The organism is Sphingomonas sp. NY01 (genome assembly GCF_038809135.1).
Classification (GTDB): Bacteria; Pseudomonadota; Alphaproteobacteria; order Sphingomonadales; family Sphingomonadaceae; genus Sphingomonas; species Sphingomonas carotinifaciens.
In genome coordinates this window covers 1,342,178-1,355,982 of sequence record NZ_CP101722.1, presented here as the reverse complement: position 1 = coordinate 1,355,982, position 13,805 = coordinate 1,342,178, and the positions used below count along the sequence as shown (strand labels likewise).

Sequence of the window (13,805 nt, the reverse complement as noted above, 5' to 3'; positions counted from 1 at the left end):
ACGGATCAGGTGCGGCGGCGCATCGCCCAGCCGACCGCAACGATCGGCAGCGCGAGCGCGACCCAGGAAAGGACATCACGCGCGCCGTCACCGGTCAGCGCGACGACGAGCCCCAGGATGCTGGCGAACGCGAGCAGGACGGGCACGGCAAAGGTCGAGCGGATCATGCCACCACCACGGGCGCCGCGACGATGCCGCCCGTCTCGACCTCGCGCACCCGCGCCTCCAGCGGTGCGCGGCGGCGGCCGAGCCAGAGATAGACGCCAGAGCCGAGCACGACGACCGTGAAGCCGGTCAGCACCGCCCACAGGATCTTGAGCGGCAGGCCGCCATAATCGCCGAAATGGAGCGGCTGCGACAGCAGCAGCATCTTCACATACCAGGGCAGCGGGCGACTGTCGGTCAGGCGGCCCGTCTCGGCATCGACCAGCGCCGGGATCAGCAGCCGCTCGGTCAGCGGCGTGGTGCCCTGCAGGAACACCGCATAATGGTGCCGGCTGCTATAGGGGGTGCCGGGAAAGGCGATGAACTGCGGTGCGCTGCCCGGCGCCGCACGGCGCGCCGCCGCCATCGCGCGGTCGAGCGAGCCGTAGCGCGACGGCGGCAGCGCGGCACGCCCCGCATAGGCCTGCGTCATCTCCGCCAGCGCGCCGACGCGCCACAGGTCGATGATCGGGCTGGCCAGCGCGTTGATGACGCCGGTCGCGCCGACCACGGTCATCCAGGCGAGTGCGACGATGCCGAGCAGGTTGTGATAGTCGAGCCACTTGATCCGCCGGCTGCGGCTGGTGCGCAGCGTGCCGAAGTCGAGCTTGCGCATGAACGGCGCATAAAGAACCACGCCCGACACGATCGCGACGACGAACAACAGCCCCATCGCGCCCAGGAAGAACATGCCCGGCAGCCCCAGGAACATGTCGCGGTGCAGTTGCAGCAGAAAGTCCATCACGCCGCCGCCGGCCTCCTGGCCGACCTCGCGGCCCGTCGTGCGATCGAAGAACCGCAGCGTCATCTGCTCCACCGCCGCGCCCGCCCGCGGACCGGTGGTGACGGTGACCATCGGCGAGGCATTGTCGAACGCCATGTAGAGCGGCACCGCGCCGGGACGGGTGGCAAGCGCGCGCGCCATGACGGTATCCAGCGGCAACAGTCCCGCCCCCTCCCCGGACGAGGCCGGACCGACCAGCGGCGGGGCATGGCCGGTCCAGCGATCGATTTCCTCATGGAAGATCAGCGGCAGGCCGGTCAGGCACAGCATCAACAGGAACAACGTGCAGATCAGGCTGGTCCATTTATGGACCAGATACCATGCGCGCACCGTCCGCCGGGTCATCGCCGGACGGCCCGCCGAGCAAAATTGCGACGCATTATCATAGTTTGCCGCTATGCGCGATTGGCCGGCCCGTTGCAAGGCGATCGCATTTTCGCCCGAAATGGCCGCTGACCGCCGCCGGCTGATCCCCACCGCGGTACGGGTCCGTTGCACGTCAGCTATACCGAATCGGGCGCGCCGTGGCGCATAGCTCCACGCTTTTCACGCCATCTGCCTAAAAAATCAGCATTCGGGGTGGAGCATTGCGTCCCGCTGCGCCATGTATTGGCCCACCCCGTTCGAAAAGGAGATGCCCGGTTTGGAAATCGTGACCCTGTGCCTTGTGCTGTTGCTCGCCGTCGTGGTGAGCGGCATGATCTCCCGCCTGCTGCCATCCGCTTTGCCACGGCCGCTCGTCCAGATCGGCTTGGGCATCGCCATCGGTTCCATCGCGCATGTCCGGGTCACGCTCGATCCTGAACTCTTCTTCCTGCTGTTCGTGCCGCCGCTGCTGTTCCTGGATGGATGGCGCATCCCCAAGGACGAGTTGTTCAAGGATCGCGGTGCCGTGCTGGGACTGGCGCTGGGCCTCGTCTTTCTGACGGTCCTTGGCATGGGGTGGTTCATCCACTGGATGATCCCGGCCATGCCCTACGCCGTCGCCTTCGCACTGGCCGCCGTGGTGTCGCCGACCGATCCGATCGCGGTGTCGGCCATCGCCGCCAAGGTCCCGATCCCGCGCCGGATGATGCACATCCTGGAGGGGGAATCGCTGCTGAACGACGCATCGGGCCTAGTCTGCCTGCGCTTCGCCATTGCGGCGGCGCTGACCGGCACCTTCTCGCTTGGCGAGGCGGCGCTGACCTTTGCTTGGATGGCGCTGGCGGGCGTTGCGATCGGCGTCGGCTGCACATGGGGCATCACCGCGGCCAAGGGCTGGTTCGCGCGCCGCTTCGGCGACGATTCCGGATCGAACATCCTGGTCAGCCTGCTCATCCCGTTCGCGGCCTATCTCGCGGCGGAGCATGTCCATGCCTCGGGCGTGCTGGCCGCCGCCGCCGCCGGCCTGTCGATGACCTTTACCACCGCCTGGGCCAGCGTGATGGCGGCGACGCGCATCCGCCGGCGGGCGGTGTGGGACATGCTGCAATTCACGCTGAACGGCGTGATCTTCGTGCTGCTGGGCGAACAGATGCCCGAGGTGTTCGCCGCCGCGCGCGACACGGTGGTGTCGACCGGGCATGACAGCCCGTGGTGGCTGGGCGTCTATGTCGCCGCGATCGTCGGCGGGCTGGCGCTGCTGCGCTTCGCCTGGGTGTGGGTGTCGCTGCGCTTCACGCTGTTTCGCACACGGCGCCGCGACGGCACGCATGTCAGCCCGCCGCGCCGCATCGTGGCCGCGATGTCGGTGGCGGGCGCGCGCGGCGCGATCACGCTGGCCGGTGTGCTGACGCTGCCGCTGGCGATGAACGACGGCAGCCCCTTTCCGGCGCGCGACCTGGCGATCTTCCTCGCCTCGGGCGTGATCCTCGCCTCGCTGGTGATCGCCAGCGTCGCGCTGCCGCTGCTGCTGCGCGGGCTCGACCTGCCGCCGGAGCATGGCACGGAGGCGGAACGCGACCGGGCGCGGCGCATCGGTGCGCAGGCGGCGATTGCGGCGCTGGAAAAGGAACAGCACCGGATGAGCGAGAACAGCGAGGATGCCGACCATTATGTCGAGATCGCCGCGCGCCTGATGGATGGCTATCGCGACCGGATCGACAGCCTGTCGGACGACACCGAGACGAAGCGGCAGGACGAATGGGAAGGCACGGAGCGCATCATGCGCCTCGCCGCGATCCGGGCCGAGCGTAAGGCGATCTTCGATCTGGCGCAGACGCGCGAGATCAACATGGACACGGCGAGCCGGCTGGGGCGCGAACTGGATCTGCTCGACGCCCGGCTTTCCACCGCGCGCTGATCCTTGCCCCCGGTCGCTCGAGCCGCTTAGGTAGCGCGATCGACATGCAGGAGGGGCGATGCGGCAGGGTTTGGCTTTGGCGGCGGGCGTGCTGGCCGTGCTTGCGGCACCGGCAGCGGCGGCCGATCGCTGGCAGGGAAGCTGGGGTGCCGCACAGGTGGCGACGGGGGGCGACACGGCGTGGCCGGCCACCCGGTCCCGCGACGTCACGCTGCGCCAGATCGTGCGCGTCTCGGCCGGTGGCAGGCGGATGCGCGTGCTGCTGTCCAATGTCCATTGCACCGAACCGCTGACCATCGATGCCGCGGCGGTGGCACTGGCCCCTGCCCCCGGCACGCCGCGCGCGAACACGGCGCAGCCGCTGCGCTTCTCCGGCAAGGCCTCCGTCACCATCCCGGCCGGCGAAGAACGTTGGTCCGACGCGGTCGCCATGGCCCTGCCGCCCGCCGCCGATGTTGCGGTCAGCCTGTACCTGCCCCGCGTGCCGGCGCCGCAGACCGGTCACCCCGGCGCGCGCGCCACCAGCTTCCTGAGCATTGGCAACCATGTGACGGACGTCGACCTGCCGGGGGCCGAGGCGGTGACGCGCTGGTACTGGCTGGCCGGCATCGACGTGGAGGCGGCCCGTCCCGCCGCGATCGTCGCGGTGGGGGACTCGATCACCGACGGCTACGGCGTGAAGCCGGAGCGCAACAGCCGCTGGACCGATGTGCTGGCCGCACGCCTGCGCGGCAACGCCTCGACCCGGACGATCGGGCTGGTGAATGCCGGGATCGGCGGCAACCGCGTGTTGAACGACGGCAGCGGGCCGCGATTGATCGACCGTTTCCAGCGCGACGTGCTGGATCGCAGCGGTGCGCGCTGGGCCATCCTGCTGGAGGGGGTGAACGACCTCGGCACGTTGACGCGCGACGCCCCGGCGACGCCCGCCGCGCATGCCGAACTCGTCCGGCGGATCACGCACGCTTATGCTGACATGGCGGCAAAGGCCCATGCTCGCGGCATCAAGATTGCGATAGGCACGATCATGCCGTTCGGCGGCAACGACTATTACCATCCCGACGTAGAAACCGAAAACACCCGACAAGCCATCAACAGCATTATCCGCTCGGACGGCTTAAACGGTTCTTTCGATGCGGTGATCGACTTCGACGCGGTGATGCGCGATCCCGCCGCGCCCGACCGACTGGCCCCACAATATGACTCCGGCGATCACCTTCACCCGTCCGAGGCGGGTTATCGTGCGATGGGCGAGGCGGTGCCGCTGGGGCTGTTTGCGCCTGCCGCGGCAACGCCGATGGCGCTGACCTTTGACGACCTGCCGGCGCATGGCCCCCTGCCGCCGGGTGCCTCGCGGACAAAGGTGGTGGAGCAGATCGCCGCGGCGCTGGCGGCGGAAAAGGCACCGGCATTCGGCTTCCTCAACGGCGGCTTCGGCACGGATACGCCGAAGGACAGCGCCGCCGCGATCGCCGCCTGGACCGGTGCGGGACTGGCGCTGGGCAGTCACGGCTATGCGCACGCCGCGCTCGACACGCTTGGCGCGGCGGGGTTTGCGGCCGACCTTGCGCAGAACGAGGCGGTGCTAAGGCGCGTGGCGAAGGGCGACTGGCACTGGTTCCGCTATCCCTTTCTGAACGAAGGGCGTGACCCGGACGTGCGCGAAGCGGCGCGCCGATCGCTTGCCAAGGACGGCTACCGGATCGCGGCGGTCACGACGAGCTTTGCCGATTATGACTGGAATGCGCCTTACGCGGCATGCGTGGCAAAGGGTGATGCCGGCGCGGTGGCCCGGCTGGAGGCGGCATATCTGGCCGACGCGCGCGCCTCGGCGGCGGCGGCAAGGGCTGCCGGGGGTGAAACGCCGCAGGTGGTGCTGATGCATGCCGGCGCGTTCACCGCCCGCATGCTGCCCCGACTGCTGGCGATGTACCGCGCCATGGGCTTCCGCTTCGCACCGCTCGCCGAGGTGGAGCGTGCCCCCTTCTACGCCGCGGCGGTCAATCCCTCGCGGCCCGGACCTACCGCCTCATTGCCGATGCCCAAGCCGGCAGGGCCGCCTGCGGGCATCTGCCAATAGCTCCCGCGGAGGCGCGAAGAACGCGCCTCTGCGCGAACCATCCTACCCCGCCGGCGTCAGGCGCACGGCCGCGCCCCCCGAAGGCGCCAGCAGTAGCGACAGGCTGTCCTCCGCGGAAACGGTCCGGTCGCTGCGCACCGCCTGGTCGGCGGCGGCGCCGTCCTGCCAGATCTCCGCCTTGAATCGCCCCTTGCCGAGGAAGTTGAGCGGCAGGGTGACGGGGCGGCCCTGTTCGGACGTCATCGCGCCGATATACCAGTCCCGTCCCTTACGCCGGGCGATGACGACATGGCTGTCGATGTCGCCGTCGAGGAAGCGGGTTTCGTCCCACACCGTGGGCACCGCCTGGATGAAGCCGAATTCCGGCTGGCCGGCATAGGCGTCTGGACTGTCGGAGACCATCTGCAGCGGGCTTTCCCAGACCACATACATGGCAAGTGCCGCGCCGCGCGTCGTCTGCACCTGCGGCGGGCTGTTGACGATCTGGAAATCGGCCGGTGTGCGGTTGCGAAAGCCCCCCGGCGTATAGTCGAGGGGGCCCAGCACCATGCGCGTAAAGGCGAGATTGACGTTGTGCCGCGCGGTGATGAGGCGTGACCATTTGTTATATTCCGCCCCCATCACGCCTTCCTGCGTGACGAAGTTGGGCCAGGTCCGCGCCAGACCGGTCGGCGGATAGGCGCCGTGCAGGTCGACCATCAGGTGCCGCTTGGCCGCCGCCGCCAGCACGCGGTGATAATAATTCACCATCGGCTGGTCGTTGCGATCCATGAAGTCGACCTTGATGCCCTTGATCCCCCAGCGGGCATATTGATCGAGCGCTTCCTCCAGCCGCTGATCGAGCTGGCTCCACTGCAGCCAGAGCAACAGGTCGACGCGCCGCGCCTTCGCATAGGCGACCAGCTCGGGCATGTTCAGGCCGTTTTGCGTCTTCGTGATGTCGGTATCGGGCGGCGCGGAGCCGCCGACGCCCGAGTTCAGTGCCCACCCCTCGTCGACCAGCAGATAGGGCAGCCCCGCCTGACCGGCAAAGTCGATCAGCTTCTTCAGGCCGGTCATGGTCATCGGTCCGGGCGCCTGACCGGGGAAATATGGCCCGGACCACCAGTCCCAGGCGGACTTGCCCGGCTTCAGCCACGACCAGTCGCCGCTCGCCTGCGGATTGAGGTTGCCGATCGTGTTCGACGCGATCAGGTCCCCTGCCTTGTCCGCCATCAGCACCACGCGCCACGGCGTTACCACCGCCTGCCCCGCCGCCTTGCGCACCGCCGTCCGCAACTCGCCCGGCAGCATCGCCTGCACCACCTCGACCCCCAGGGCGCCATCTCCGCGCCCGGCAAAGTAACTGCCCGGATAATCGGTCAGATCCGCCTCGGTCAGCATGAAGTTGGTCGCGCCGCTGGGCGTGCGGCACAGCAGCGGATTGTCGTACAGGTCGGTCGGTCGAAGCTGGCTGATCGTCAGAGGGTCATAATAACCCTCATGGCTGGAGGTGAAGCGGCCGACGTTCAGGCCCCAGCATTTGTCGTCGGTCGGGAAGGAGAAACCGGTCCGCTCGACGCGGATCTCGGTGGGCCTGGCGCCGCCCGGCATGGTGTAGCGAAAGGCGATGCCGTCGTCATAGGCACGCACCGTCAGTTCGATGGCCGCGCGGGTACCGGCCGGATCGGCAAGCGCCACGACCATCTCGTTATAATGGTCGCGCGCCCTGGCCGCCTTGGTCGCGACCAGCGGCAGCATCCGGTCCGCGGTCGAGCGGCGCAGTTCGCGTGCGCTGAGCGCGTCGGTGCGGGAGCCGTCGGTGAAGTTGAAGCCGAGGGGGGACGGGGCGATGATCGGTTCGCCGCGGCGGGCGATCTGGAATTGCGGGGGACCGCCGGTGCTGCCGTTCAGGGAGAAGACGATGGTCCCGTCGGGCGAGGCGAGCGTCAGCGCCTGTTGCGCGGCGGCGGGCGATGCACCGGCCAGACACGTGGCGGCGAGCAACAGCCCATGGCGGATGTTCGTCATGCTAATCCCCTCTTGATACGATTGGTGCGTGCGTCAGCCGAGCCGCGCGGGCGGACGCCGCCTGGGTGCCGCGTCCGACTGGCGCCGGATCAGGCTGAAATCGAGCAACCGGTGCGGTTCGGCCGCCCCCGTCTGGCGGCGGATCGCCGAGACGAGCAGTTCGACGGCGGCGCGGGCCATGTCGGCGATGGGCTGGTGGATGGTAGTCAGCTCGGGCCAGATGGCGGTCGCCAGCGTGGTATCGTCAAAGCCGACCACGGTCAGGTCGCCGGGCACGTCCAGCCCGCGGCGATGCGCCACCGCGACGGTCGCGGCGGCCATGTCGTCGTTGGAGGCAAAGATCGCCGATGGCGGATCGTCGCGCTCCAGCAGCCGTTCGGCCGCGTCCAGCCCGGAGCGATAGGTATAGAGCCCCTGCGTTACCAGCCCCTCGTCAAAGGCGATCCCCGCCTCGTCCAGCGCCGCCCGGTACCCCTCGAACCGCCGGTCGCTGGCCGTGAGGTTGGGATTGCCGCGGATGAAGCCGATACGCTGGTGACCCAGCGCCATGATGTGGCGCGTCATGTCCAGCGCGGCGGTACGGTCGTCGATGCGCACCGCCAGCATCGCCTCGCACGGCTCGCCGCTGGCGACCAGCACGGTGGGAATGCGTGCCTGGTTGAGCGCGGCGAGTACCGCATCGGCCTCACACAAGGGGGGCGGCAGCACGACGCCGTCGATGCCGCCCTCGATCAGGTGGCGGGCGACCTCCACCTCATGCTCGCCGATCTCGCATTTCTCGACAATGATCTGCACGTCGGAACGCGATGCCTGGTCGAGGCTGCCGAGCAGGAATTCGCTGAGAAAGCCGGCACTCGGATTGCTGTAGAGCATCCCGATGCGGATCTGCGCCGCGCCGGCCAGGCTGCGTGCCGCCGGGTTGGGCGCGTAGTTCAACGCCGCGATCGCCGCGTTCACCGCCTCGCGGGTGGCGGGTCGGACATTGTTCTCGCCATTGATGACGCGCGACACGGTCATCAGGGAAACGCCGGCAGCCTTGGCAACGTCGCTGATGGTGGGAGCGCTACGGGTACGGCGCGTCGGTTTCTGGCTCATGCTCCCCTAGCTTCCACGATCGCGCGGCGAGCGCAATCAGCCGCGCAACTTTTGCTGCCGATGATCCGGTCATATTGTGCTTGCACGACATGTAAGGCCAATCCTATGATAGCGCTATCGCAAATGGTCCCGGCAAGAGGACCGTCATTAGGAAGGACGTCGAATGCGCCGCATCCGATCGCTGTCTGTCGTGCCCGCGCTGGCACTGGCCATCGCCGCCTGTTCCCCCTCCGGTCCGGGTGGCAATGCCGCCGCCGCGAACGAGAGCGCCCCCAATGCGCAAGGCCAGGCCAAGCGTTACCTGTCACAGCCGCTGGTCACCGAAATCTACACCGCCGACCCGTCCGCGCATGTCTTCGGTGGCAAGATCTACGTCTATAACAGCCACGATATCGACGGGCCGACGCCCGAGGACGATCTGGGCGCGCATTTCGAGATGCGCGACTACCGCGTGCTCAGCATGGACAAGATCGGCGGCCCGGTGACGATCGGCCCGGTCGCGCTGGACGTGTCGCAGGTGCCATGGGCCGAAAAGCAGATGTGGGCGCCCGACGCGGCATATAAGAACGGCACCTATTACCTCTATTTTCCCGCCAAGGACCGGCAGGGCGCGTTCCGGATCGGCGTCGCCACCTCGAAGAACCCCATGGGCCCGTTCAAGCCCAATCCGCAGCCGATCAAGGGCAGTTTCTCGATCGACCCGGCCGTCTTCACCGATGATGACGGCAAGTCGTACATGTATTTCGGCGGCATCTGGGGCGGGCAGCTTCAGCGCAATACCAGCGGCACCTATGATCCGAACGGATCGAAGACCGACCTGGAGGCGGATGACAAGCCGGCGCTGACCGCCAAGGTCGCCGCGATGGACCCCGGCATGACCGAATTCGCGGAAAAGCCGCGCGACGTCGTCATCCTGGATGAGCGCGGCCAGCCGCTCAAAGGTGGCGACCATGACCGTCGCTTCTTCGAAGCGTCGTGGATGCACAAGTACAAGGGCAAATACTACTTCAGCTACTCGACCGGCGACACGCACTACCTGGTCTATGCAATCGGCGACTCACCTTATGGTCCCTTTACCTACAAGGGTCGGATCATGGAGCCGGTCGAGGGGTGGACGACGCATCATTCGATCGTCGAATGGGACGGCCGCTGGTGGCTGTTCTACGCCGACACGCAACTGTCCGGCCAGACGCGGCTGCGCAACGTGAAGGTAACGGAGATGTTCTACAATCCCGACGGCACCATCAAGACGATCAACCCGGTCCTGAAATAACCCCTGCCCCCCAAGCGGGGATAAGGAAGCGCGCATGTTCCTGGGTATCGATATCGGCACGTCCGGCGTGAAGGCGGTGGTGCTGGACGCGGGTGGCACGGTGGTGGCGCAGGGTACCGCCCCGCTCGGCGTGCAGCGGCCACAAGCGCTGTGGTCCGAACAGGCGGCGGACGCCTGGTGGGACGCGACCTGCGCAGCAGTCGAGGCGATCGATGCCGATGTGCGGCGCGGCGTGCGGGGCATCGGGCTGGCCGGGCAGATGCACGGCGCCACGCTGCTCGGCGCCGACGATCGGCCGCTCCGCCCCGCCATCCTGTGGAATGACGGGCGCTCCTACACCGAATGCGAGGAACTGGAACGTGCCGCGCCCGACCTACATACGGTGGCGGGCAATCTGGCGATGCCCGGCTTCACCGCGCCCAAATTGCTGTGGGTGCGCCGTCACGAACCGGACGTGTTCGCCGCGACGCGCACCGTGCTGCTGCCCAAGGACGACGTTCGACTGCGCATGACCGGTGAGAAGGTTTCGGACATGTCCGACGCCGCCGGTACGCTGTGGCTGGATGTCGGTGCACGCCGGTGGAGCGACGATCTGCTCGCGGCCACCGGCCTTGGGGTCGGACAGATGCCGCGGCTGGTGGAAGGATCGGCGATCTCGGGTGTGTTGCGTGCCGAAGTCGCGGCGCACTGGGGCATGGCCCCGGTGCCCGTCGCCGGCGGCGGTGGCGACAATGCCGCCGGCGCGGTCGGCGTCGGCGTGGTCCGCGACGGCGATGCCCTGCTGTCGCTGGGCACTTCGGGCGTGATCTTCGTCGCGAACGGCCGCTTCAAACCCTATCCGCAAGGGGCGGTTCATGCCTTTTGCCACTGCCTGCCCGGTATGTGGCATCAGATGAGCGTGCATCTGTCGGCGGCGGCCTGCATCGATTGGGTGGCGCGGCTGACCGGTGCGCCGGGGGCGGCGGCGGTGTTCGAGCAGGCCGAGCGCGCCGGCCCGGCATCCGGCCCGGAGCTTTTCCTGCCCTATCTGTCGGGCGAGCGGACGCCGCATAACGACGCGCAGGTGCGCGGCGGCTTCCTGCGCCTCGACCATGACACCGGCCCCGAACGGCTGTCGCAGGCGGTGCTGGAGGGGGTCGCCTTCGCATTGGCGGACGGCGTCGGCGTGCTGCGCGCCGCGGGTACGACGATCGACCGGCTGGCGGTGATCGGCGGCGGTGCACGGTCGCGCTACTGGGGTCGAACGCTGGCCGCCGCGATGCAGGTGCCGCTGGTCTATCTGCAGGGTGGCGAGGTCGGGCCGGCACTGGGCGCGGCGCGCCTGGCGCAACTGGCGGTCGACGGCGGCGATCCGGCGGACGTCTGCATAGCCCCGCCCGTGTCCCTCATCGTCGAGCCGGAACGCGACCTGATCGACCGGCTCGCCCCGAAATACGCCGCCTTCCGCGACGCCTATCCCCGTATCAAGCCCTGAACAGGAGCAGCCAATGGCCACCGACTTCTTCGCCGACGTGCCGACGATCCGCTATGAAGGTCCCGATACGGACAATGAACTCGCCTATCGCTGGTACGACAAGGACCGGATGGTGCTGGGCAAGCGGATGGAGGACCATCTGCGCTTTGCCGCCTGTTTCTGGCACAGCTTCTGCTGGCCTGGGTCGGACGTGTTCGGCGGCGGCACCTTCGACCGGCCCTGGCATCGCGGCGCGAACGACAGCGCGGCGGCGGCGAGCAAGCGCGAAGTGGCGTTCGACTTCTTCTCCAAGCTCGACATACCCTATTACTGCTTCCACGATGTCGACGTGATGGCCGATGCGCACGGCGTCGCCGAGCATCGCCGCCTGTTTGCCGAAGCGGTCGATCATCTGGAGCGGCTGCAAGGATCGTCCGGCCGCAAGCTGCTGTGGGGCACGGCGAACCTGTTCGGCCATCCGCGCTTCGCGGCGGGCGGCGCAACCAATCCGGACCCGGAGATCTTCGCGTTCGGCGCGATGCAGGTGCGCGACGCGCTGGAAGCGACGCATCGCCTGGGCGGTGCGAACTATGTGCTGTGGGGCGGTCGCGAAGGGTATGAAACGCTGCACAACACCGATCTCGGTCGCGAGCTGGACAATCTCGGCCGCTTCCTGACGCTGGTGGTCGAACATAAGCACAAGATCGGCTTCAAGGGCACGATCCTGATCGAGCCCAAGCCGCACGAGCCGACCAAGCATCAGTACGACTTCGACACCGCCACCGTGTACGGCTTCCTGAAGCGCTACGGGCTGGAGGACGAGGTTCGCGTCAATATCGAGGCGAACCATGCGACGCTTGCCGGCCATACCTTCGAACACGAGATCGCGACCGCGGGTGCGCTGGGCATCTTCGGGTCGATCGACGCCAATCGCGGCGATCACCAGAATGGCTGGGACACCGACCAGTTTCCCAATTCGGTCGAGGAGATGACGCTGGCGATGCTGGAGATCCTGCGCGCGGGCGGCTTCACCACCGGCGGCTTCAACTTCGACGCCAAGGTGCGGCGCCAGTCGATGGAGCCGGTCGACCTGTTCTACGGCCATGTCGGCGGGATCGACACGGTCGCCAAGGGCCTGCTGAACGCCGCCGCGCTGATCGAGGACGGCCGGCTGGATGCGATCAAGGCGGAGCGCTATGCCGGCTGGGACGGCGAATTTGGCCAGGCGATCGCCGGACTCGACCTGGCCGGGATCGCCGACCTGGCGGAAGCGCGCGCGATCGACCCCCGCCCCCGCTCGGGCCGGCAGGAGCGGATCGAAAACCTGCTCAACCGCTTCCAGTAAGCCGAACCGGCGGCGCCCATGACGGGGCGCCGCCGCCTTCCTCATTCGCCGAACAGGTCCTTGAACCGGCGCGGCTGCGAGCGGAGATATTGCGGCGCAGCCTTGACCTGCGCGCCCAACTCGGCCGCGGCATGCCAGGGCCAGCGCGGATCGTAGAGGATGGTGCGGGCCAGCGCGATCATGTCCGCGTCGCCGGTCGCCACGATCGCCTCGGCCTGTTCATAGCCGGTGATCAGGCCGACCGCGACGACGGGCATGGTCGTCGCCTGCTTCACTGCGCGGGCCAGCGGCACCTGATAATTGGGGCCCACCGGGATCTTCTGGTCGGGGTGCAGGCCCCCGCTCGATACATGGATCGCAGCACAGCCGCGCGCTTCCAGTGCCTGTGCAAAGGCGATGGTCTGTTCGACATCCCAGCCGCCTTCCACCCAGTCGGTGCCGGACACGCGCATCGTCACCGGCTTGTCCGCCGGGAAGGCCGCACGCACCGCATCGAACACCTCCAGCGGGAAGCGCATGCGGTTCTCCAGCGAGCCGCCATAATCGTCGTCGCGCCGGTTCGACAGCGGCGACAGGAACTGGTGGAGCAGATAGCCATGCGCGCCGTGCAACTGCACCGCATCCAGCCCCAGCCGCGCCGACCGCTTCGCCGCCTCCGCAAAGGCGTCACGCACCCGCGCCAGTCCGTCGCGATCCAGCGCGACCGGCGACACTTCATGGGCTTCGAACGGCACCGTAGAGGGGGCGACCGTCTGCCAGCCATGCGCATGATCCGGGGTCAGTTGCGCACCGCCGTCCCAGGGCCGCTCGGTCGACGCCTTGCGCCCGGCATGCGCCAGCTGGATCGCGATCGGCATGTCGGACCAGCGGCGGACACTTTCGATCACGCGCGCCATCGCCGCCTCGGTCCTGTCGTCCCACAGGCCGACATCGGCCCAGGTAATGCGCCCCTCGGGGACGACTGCAGTCGCCTCGATCGTCAGCAGGCCGGCACCCGACAGGACAAGCTGGCCGAGATGGATCAGGTGCCAGTCGGTCATGCAGCCGTCCTGCGCCGAATATTGGCACATCGGGGCAATGACGATGCGGTTGGGCAGCGCCATGCCGCCAAGCGACAGGGGCTGGAACAGGGCGGGATTGGCCATGCTGGTCTCCGATGATTGCACTGCGCCGGATGGTTCGGCCGGTCGCTTCCGCGCCACAACCGTTCAGGGCCGGCGGACGTTGCGATAGGCCCGACACGGCCGGGCGCGCCTTAACCTCGTTCTAACCGGCTG

Annotated in this window: 10 protein-coding genes; 5 read left to right on the top strand and 5 right to left on the bottom strand. The window is 68.1% G+C overall.

Annotation, left to right across the window (positions count from 1 at the left end; genetic code table 11):
* Positions 1-5: 5 nt before the first annotated feature.
* Positions 6-167 carry a hypothetical protein gene (locus tag NPJ82_RS06790; protein WP_342658786.1) on the bottom strand — a complete coding sequence of 54 codons (162 nt, stop codon included), beginning with the start codon at positions 165-167 and terminating at the stop codon, positions 6-8.
* On the bottom strand, positions 164-1,333 hold the full coding sequence (locus NPJ82_RS06785) for a PepSY domain-containing protein (RefSeq protein WP_342658785.1): 1,170 nt from the start codon (positions 1,331-1,333) through the stop codon (positions 164-166). The genes NPJ82_RS06790 and NPJ82_RS06785 overlap by 4 nt, the downstream gene beginning before the upstream one ends.
* Positions 1,334-1,631: 298 nt before the next feature.
* Here NPJ82_RS06785 and NPJ82_RS06780 point away from each other — a divergent pair, with 298 nt between their 5' ends.
* Positions 1,632-3,272, top strand: coding sequence for a Na+/H+ antiporter (locus NPJ82_RS06780; protein WP_112382667.1), 1,641 nt, complete (start codon positions 1,632-1,634; stop codon positions 3,270-3,272).
* 58 nt (positions 3,273-3,330) lie between these two features.
* Complete coding sequence (locus NPJ82_RS06775) at positions 3,331-5,352, top strand: GDSL-type esterase/lipase family protein (protein WP_342658784.1); 2,022 nt, start codon at positions 3,331-3,333, stop codon at positions 5,350-5,352.
* A 42-nt stretch (positions 5,353-5,394) separates the two neighbouring features.
* Here NPJ82_RS06775 and NPJ82_RS06770 read toward each other — a convergent pair whose 3' ends face one another.
* Complete coding sequence (locus NPJ82_RS06770; RefSeq protein WP_342658783.1) at positions 5,395-7,362, bottom strand: glycoside hydrolase family 97 protein; 1,968 nt, start codon at positions 7,360-7,362, stop codon at positions 5,395-5,397.
* A gap of 33 nt (positions 7,363-7,395) precedes the next feature.
* Positions 7,396-8,457, bottom strand: coding sequence for a LacI family DNA-binding transcriptional regulator (locus NPJ82_RS06765; RefSeq protein WP_342658782.1), 1,062 nt, complete (start codon positions 8,455-8,457; stop codon positions 7,396-7,398).
* A 163-nt stretch (positions 8,458-8,620) separates the two neighbouring features.
* Here NPJ82_RS06765 and NPJ82_RS06760 point away from each other — a divergent pair, with 163 nt between their 5' ends.
* Genes NPJ82_RS06760 through xylA form a run of 3 tightly spaced genes read left to right on the top strand, consistent with a single transcriptional unit; the run spans position 8,621 to position 12,528 of the window.
* Positions 8,621-9,730: a glycoside hydrolase family 43 protein gene (locus NPJ82_RS06760; protein WP_342658781.1), complete on the top strand. Its 1,110-nt coding sequence runs from the start codon at positions 8,621-8,623 to the stop codon at positions 9,728-9,730.
* 34 nt (positions 9,731-9,764) lie between these two features.
* A complete protein-coding gene (gene xylB, locus NPJ82_RS06755) occupies positions 9,765-11,204 on the top strand; it encodes a xylulokinase (RefSeq protein WP_342658780.1) in 1,440 nt (479 codons plus the stop codon).
* Between the two features lie 13 nt (positions 11,205-11,217).
* Positions 11,218-12,528, top strand: a complete 1,311-nt coding sequence (xylA, locus tag NPJ82_RS06750) for a xylose isomerase (protein ID WP_342658779.1) — start codon at positions 11,218-11,220, stop codon at positions 12,526-12,528.
* 41 nt (positions 12,529-12,569) lie between these two features.
* Here the strand turns inward: xylA and NPJ82_RS06745 are convergent, their stop codons facing one another.
* On the bottom strand, positions 12,570-13,673 hold the full coding sequence (locus tag NPJ82_RS06745) for an NADH:flavin oxidoreductase/NADH oxidase (RefSeq protein ID WP_342658778.1): 1,104 nt from the start codon (positions 13,671-13,673) through the stop codon (positions 12,570-12,572).
* Positions 13,674-13,805 lie beyond the last annotated feature (132 nt).

What these genes read in the sequence shown, in the direction of transcription:
- NPJ82_RS06790 (WP_342658786.1), bottom strand. Translation starts at nt 167, where the DNA reads ATGATCCGCTCGACCTTTGCCGTGCCCGTCCTGCTCGCGTTCGCCAGC.
- NPJ82_RS06785 (WP_342658785.1), bottom strand. Translation starts at nt 1,333, where the DNA reads ATGACCCGGCGGACGGTGCGCGCATGGTATCTGGTCCATAAATGGACC.
- NPJ82_RS06775 (WP_342658784.1), top strand. Translation starts at nt 3,331, where the DNA reads ATGCGGCAGGGTTTGGCTTTGGCGGCGGGCGTGCTGGCCGTGCTTGCG.
- NPJ82_RS06770 (WP_342658783.1), bottom strand. Translation starts at nt 7,362, where the DNA reads ATGACGAACATCCGCCATGGGCTGTTGCTCGCCGCCACGTGTCTGGCC.
- NPJ82_RS06765 (WP_342658782.1), bottom strand. Translation starts at nt 8,457, where the DNA reads ATGAGCCAGAAACCGACGCGCCGTACCCGTAGCGCTCCCACCATCAGC.
- NPJ82_RS06760 (WP_342658781.1), top strand. Translation starts at nt 8,621, where the DNA reads ATGCGCCGCATCCGATCGCTGTCTGTCGTGCCCGCGCTGGCACTGGCC.
- xylB (WP_342658780.1), top strand. Translation starts at nt 9,765, where the DNA reads ATGTTCCTGGGTATCGATATCGGCACGTCCGGCGTGAAGGCGGTGGTG.
- xylA (WP_342658779.1), top strand. Translation starts at nt 11,218, where the DNA reads ATGGCCACCGACTTCTTCGCCGACGTGCCGACGATCCGCTATGAAGGT.
- NPJ82_RS06745 (WP_342658778.1), bottom strand. Translation starts at nt 13,673, where the DNA reads ATGGCCAATCCCGCCCTGTTCCAGCCCCTGTCGCTTGGCGGCATGGCG.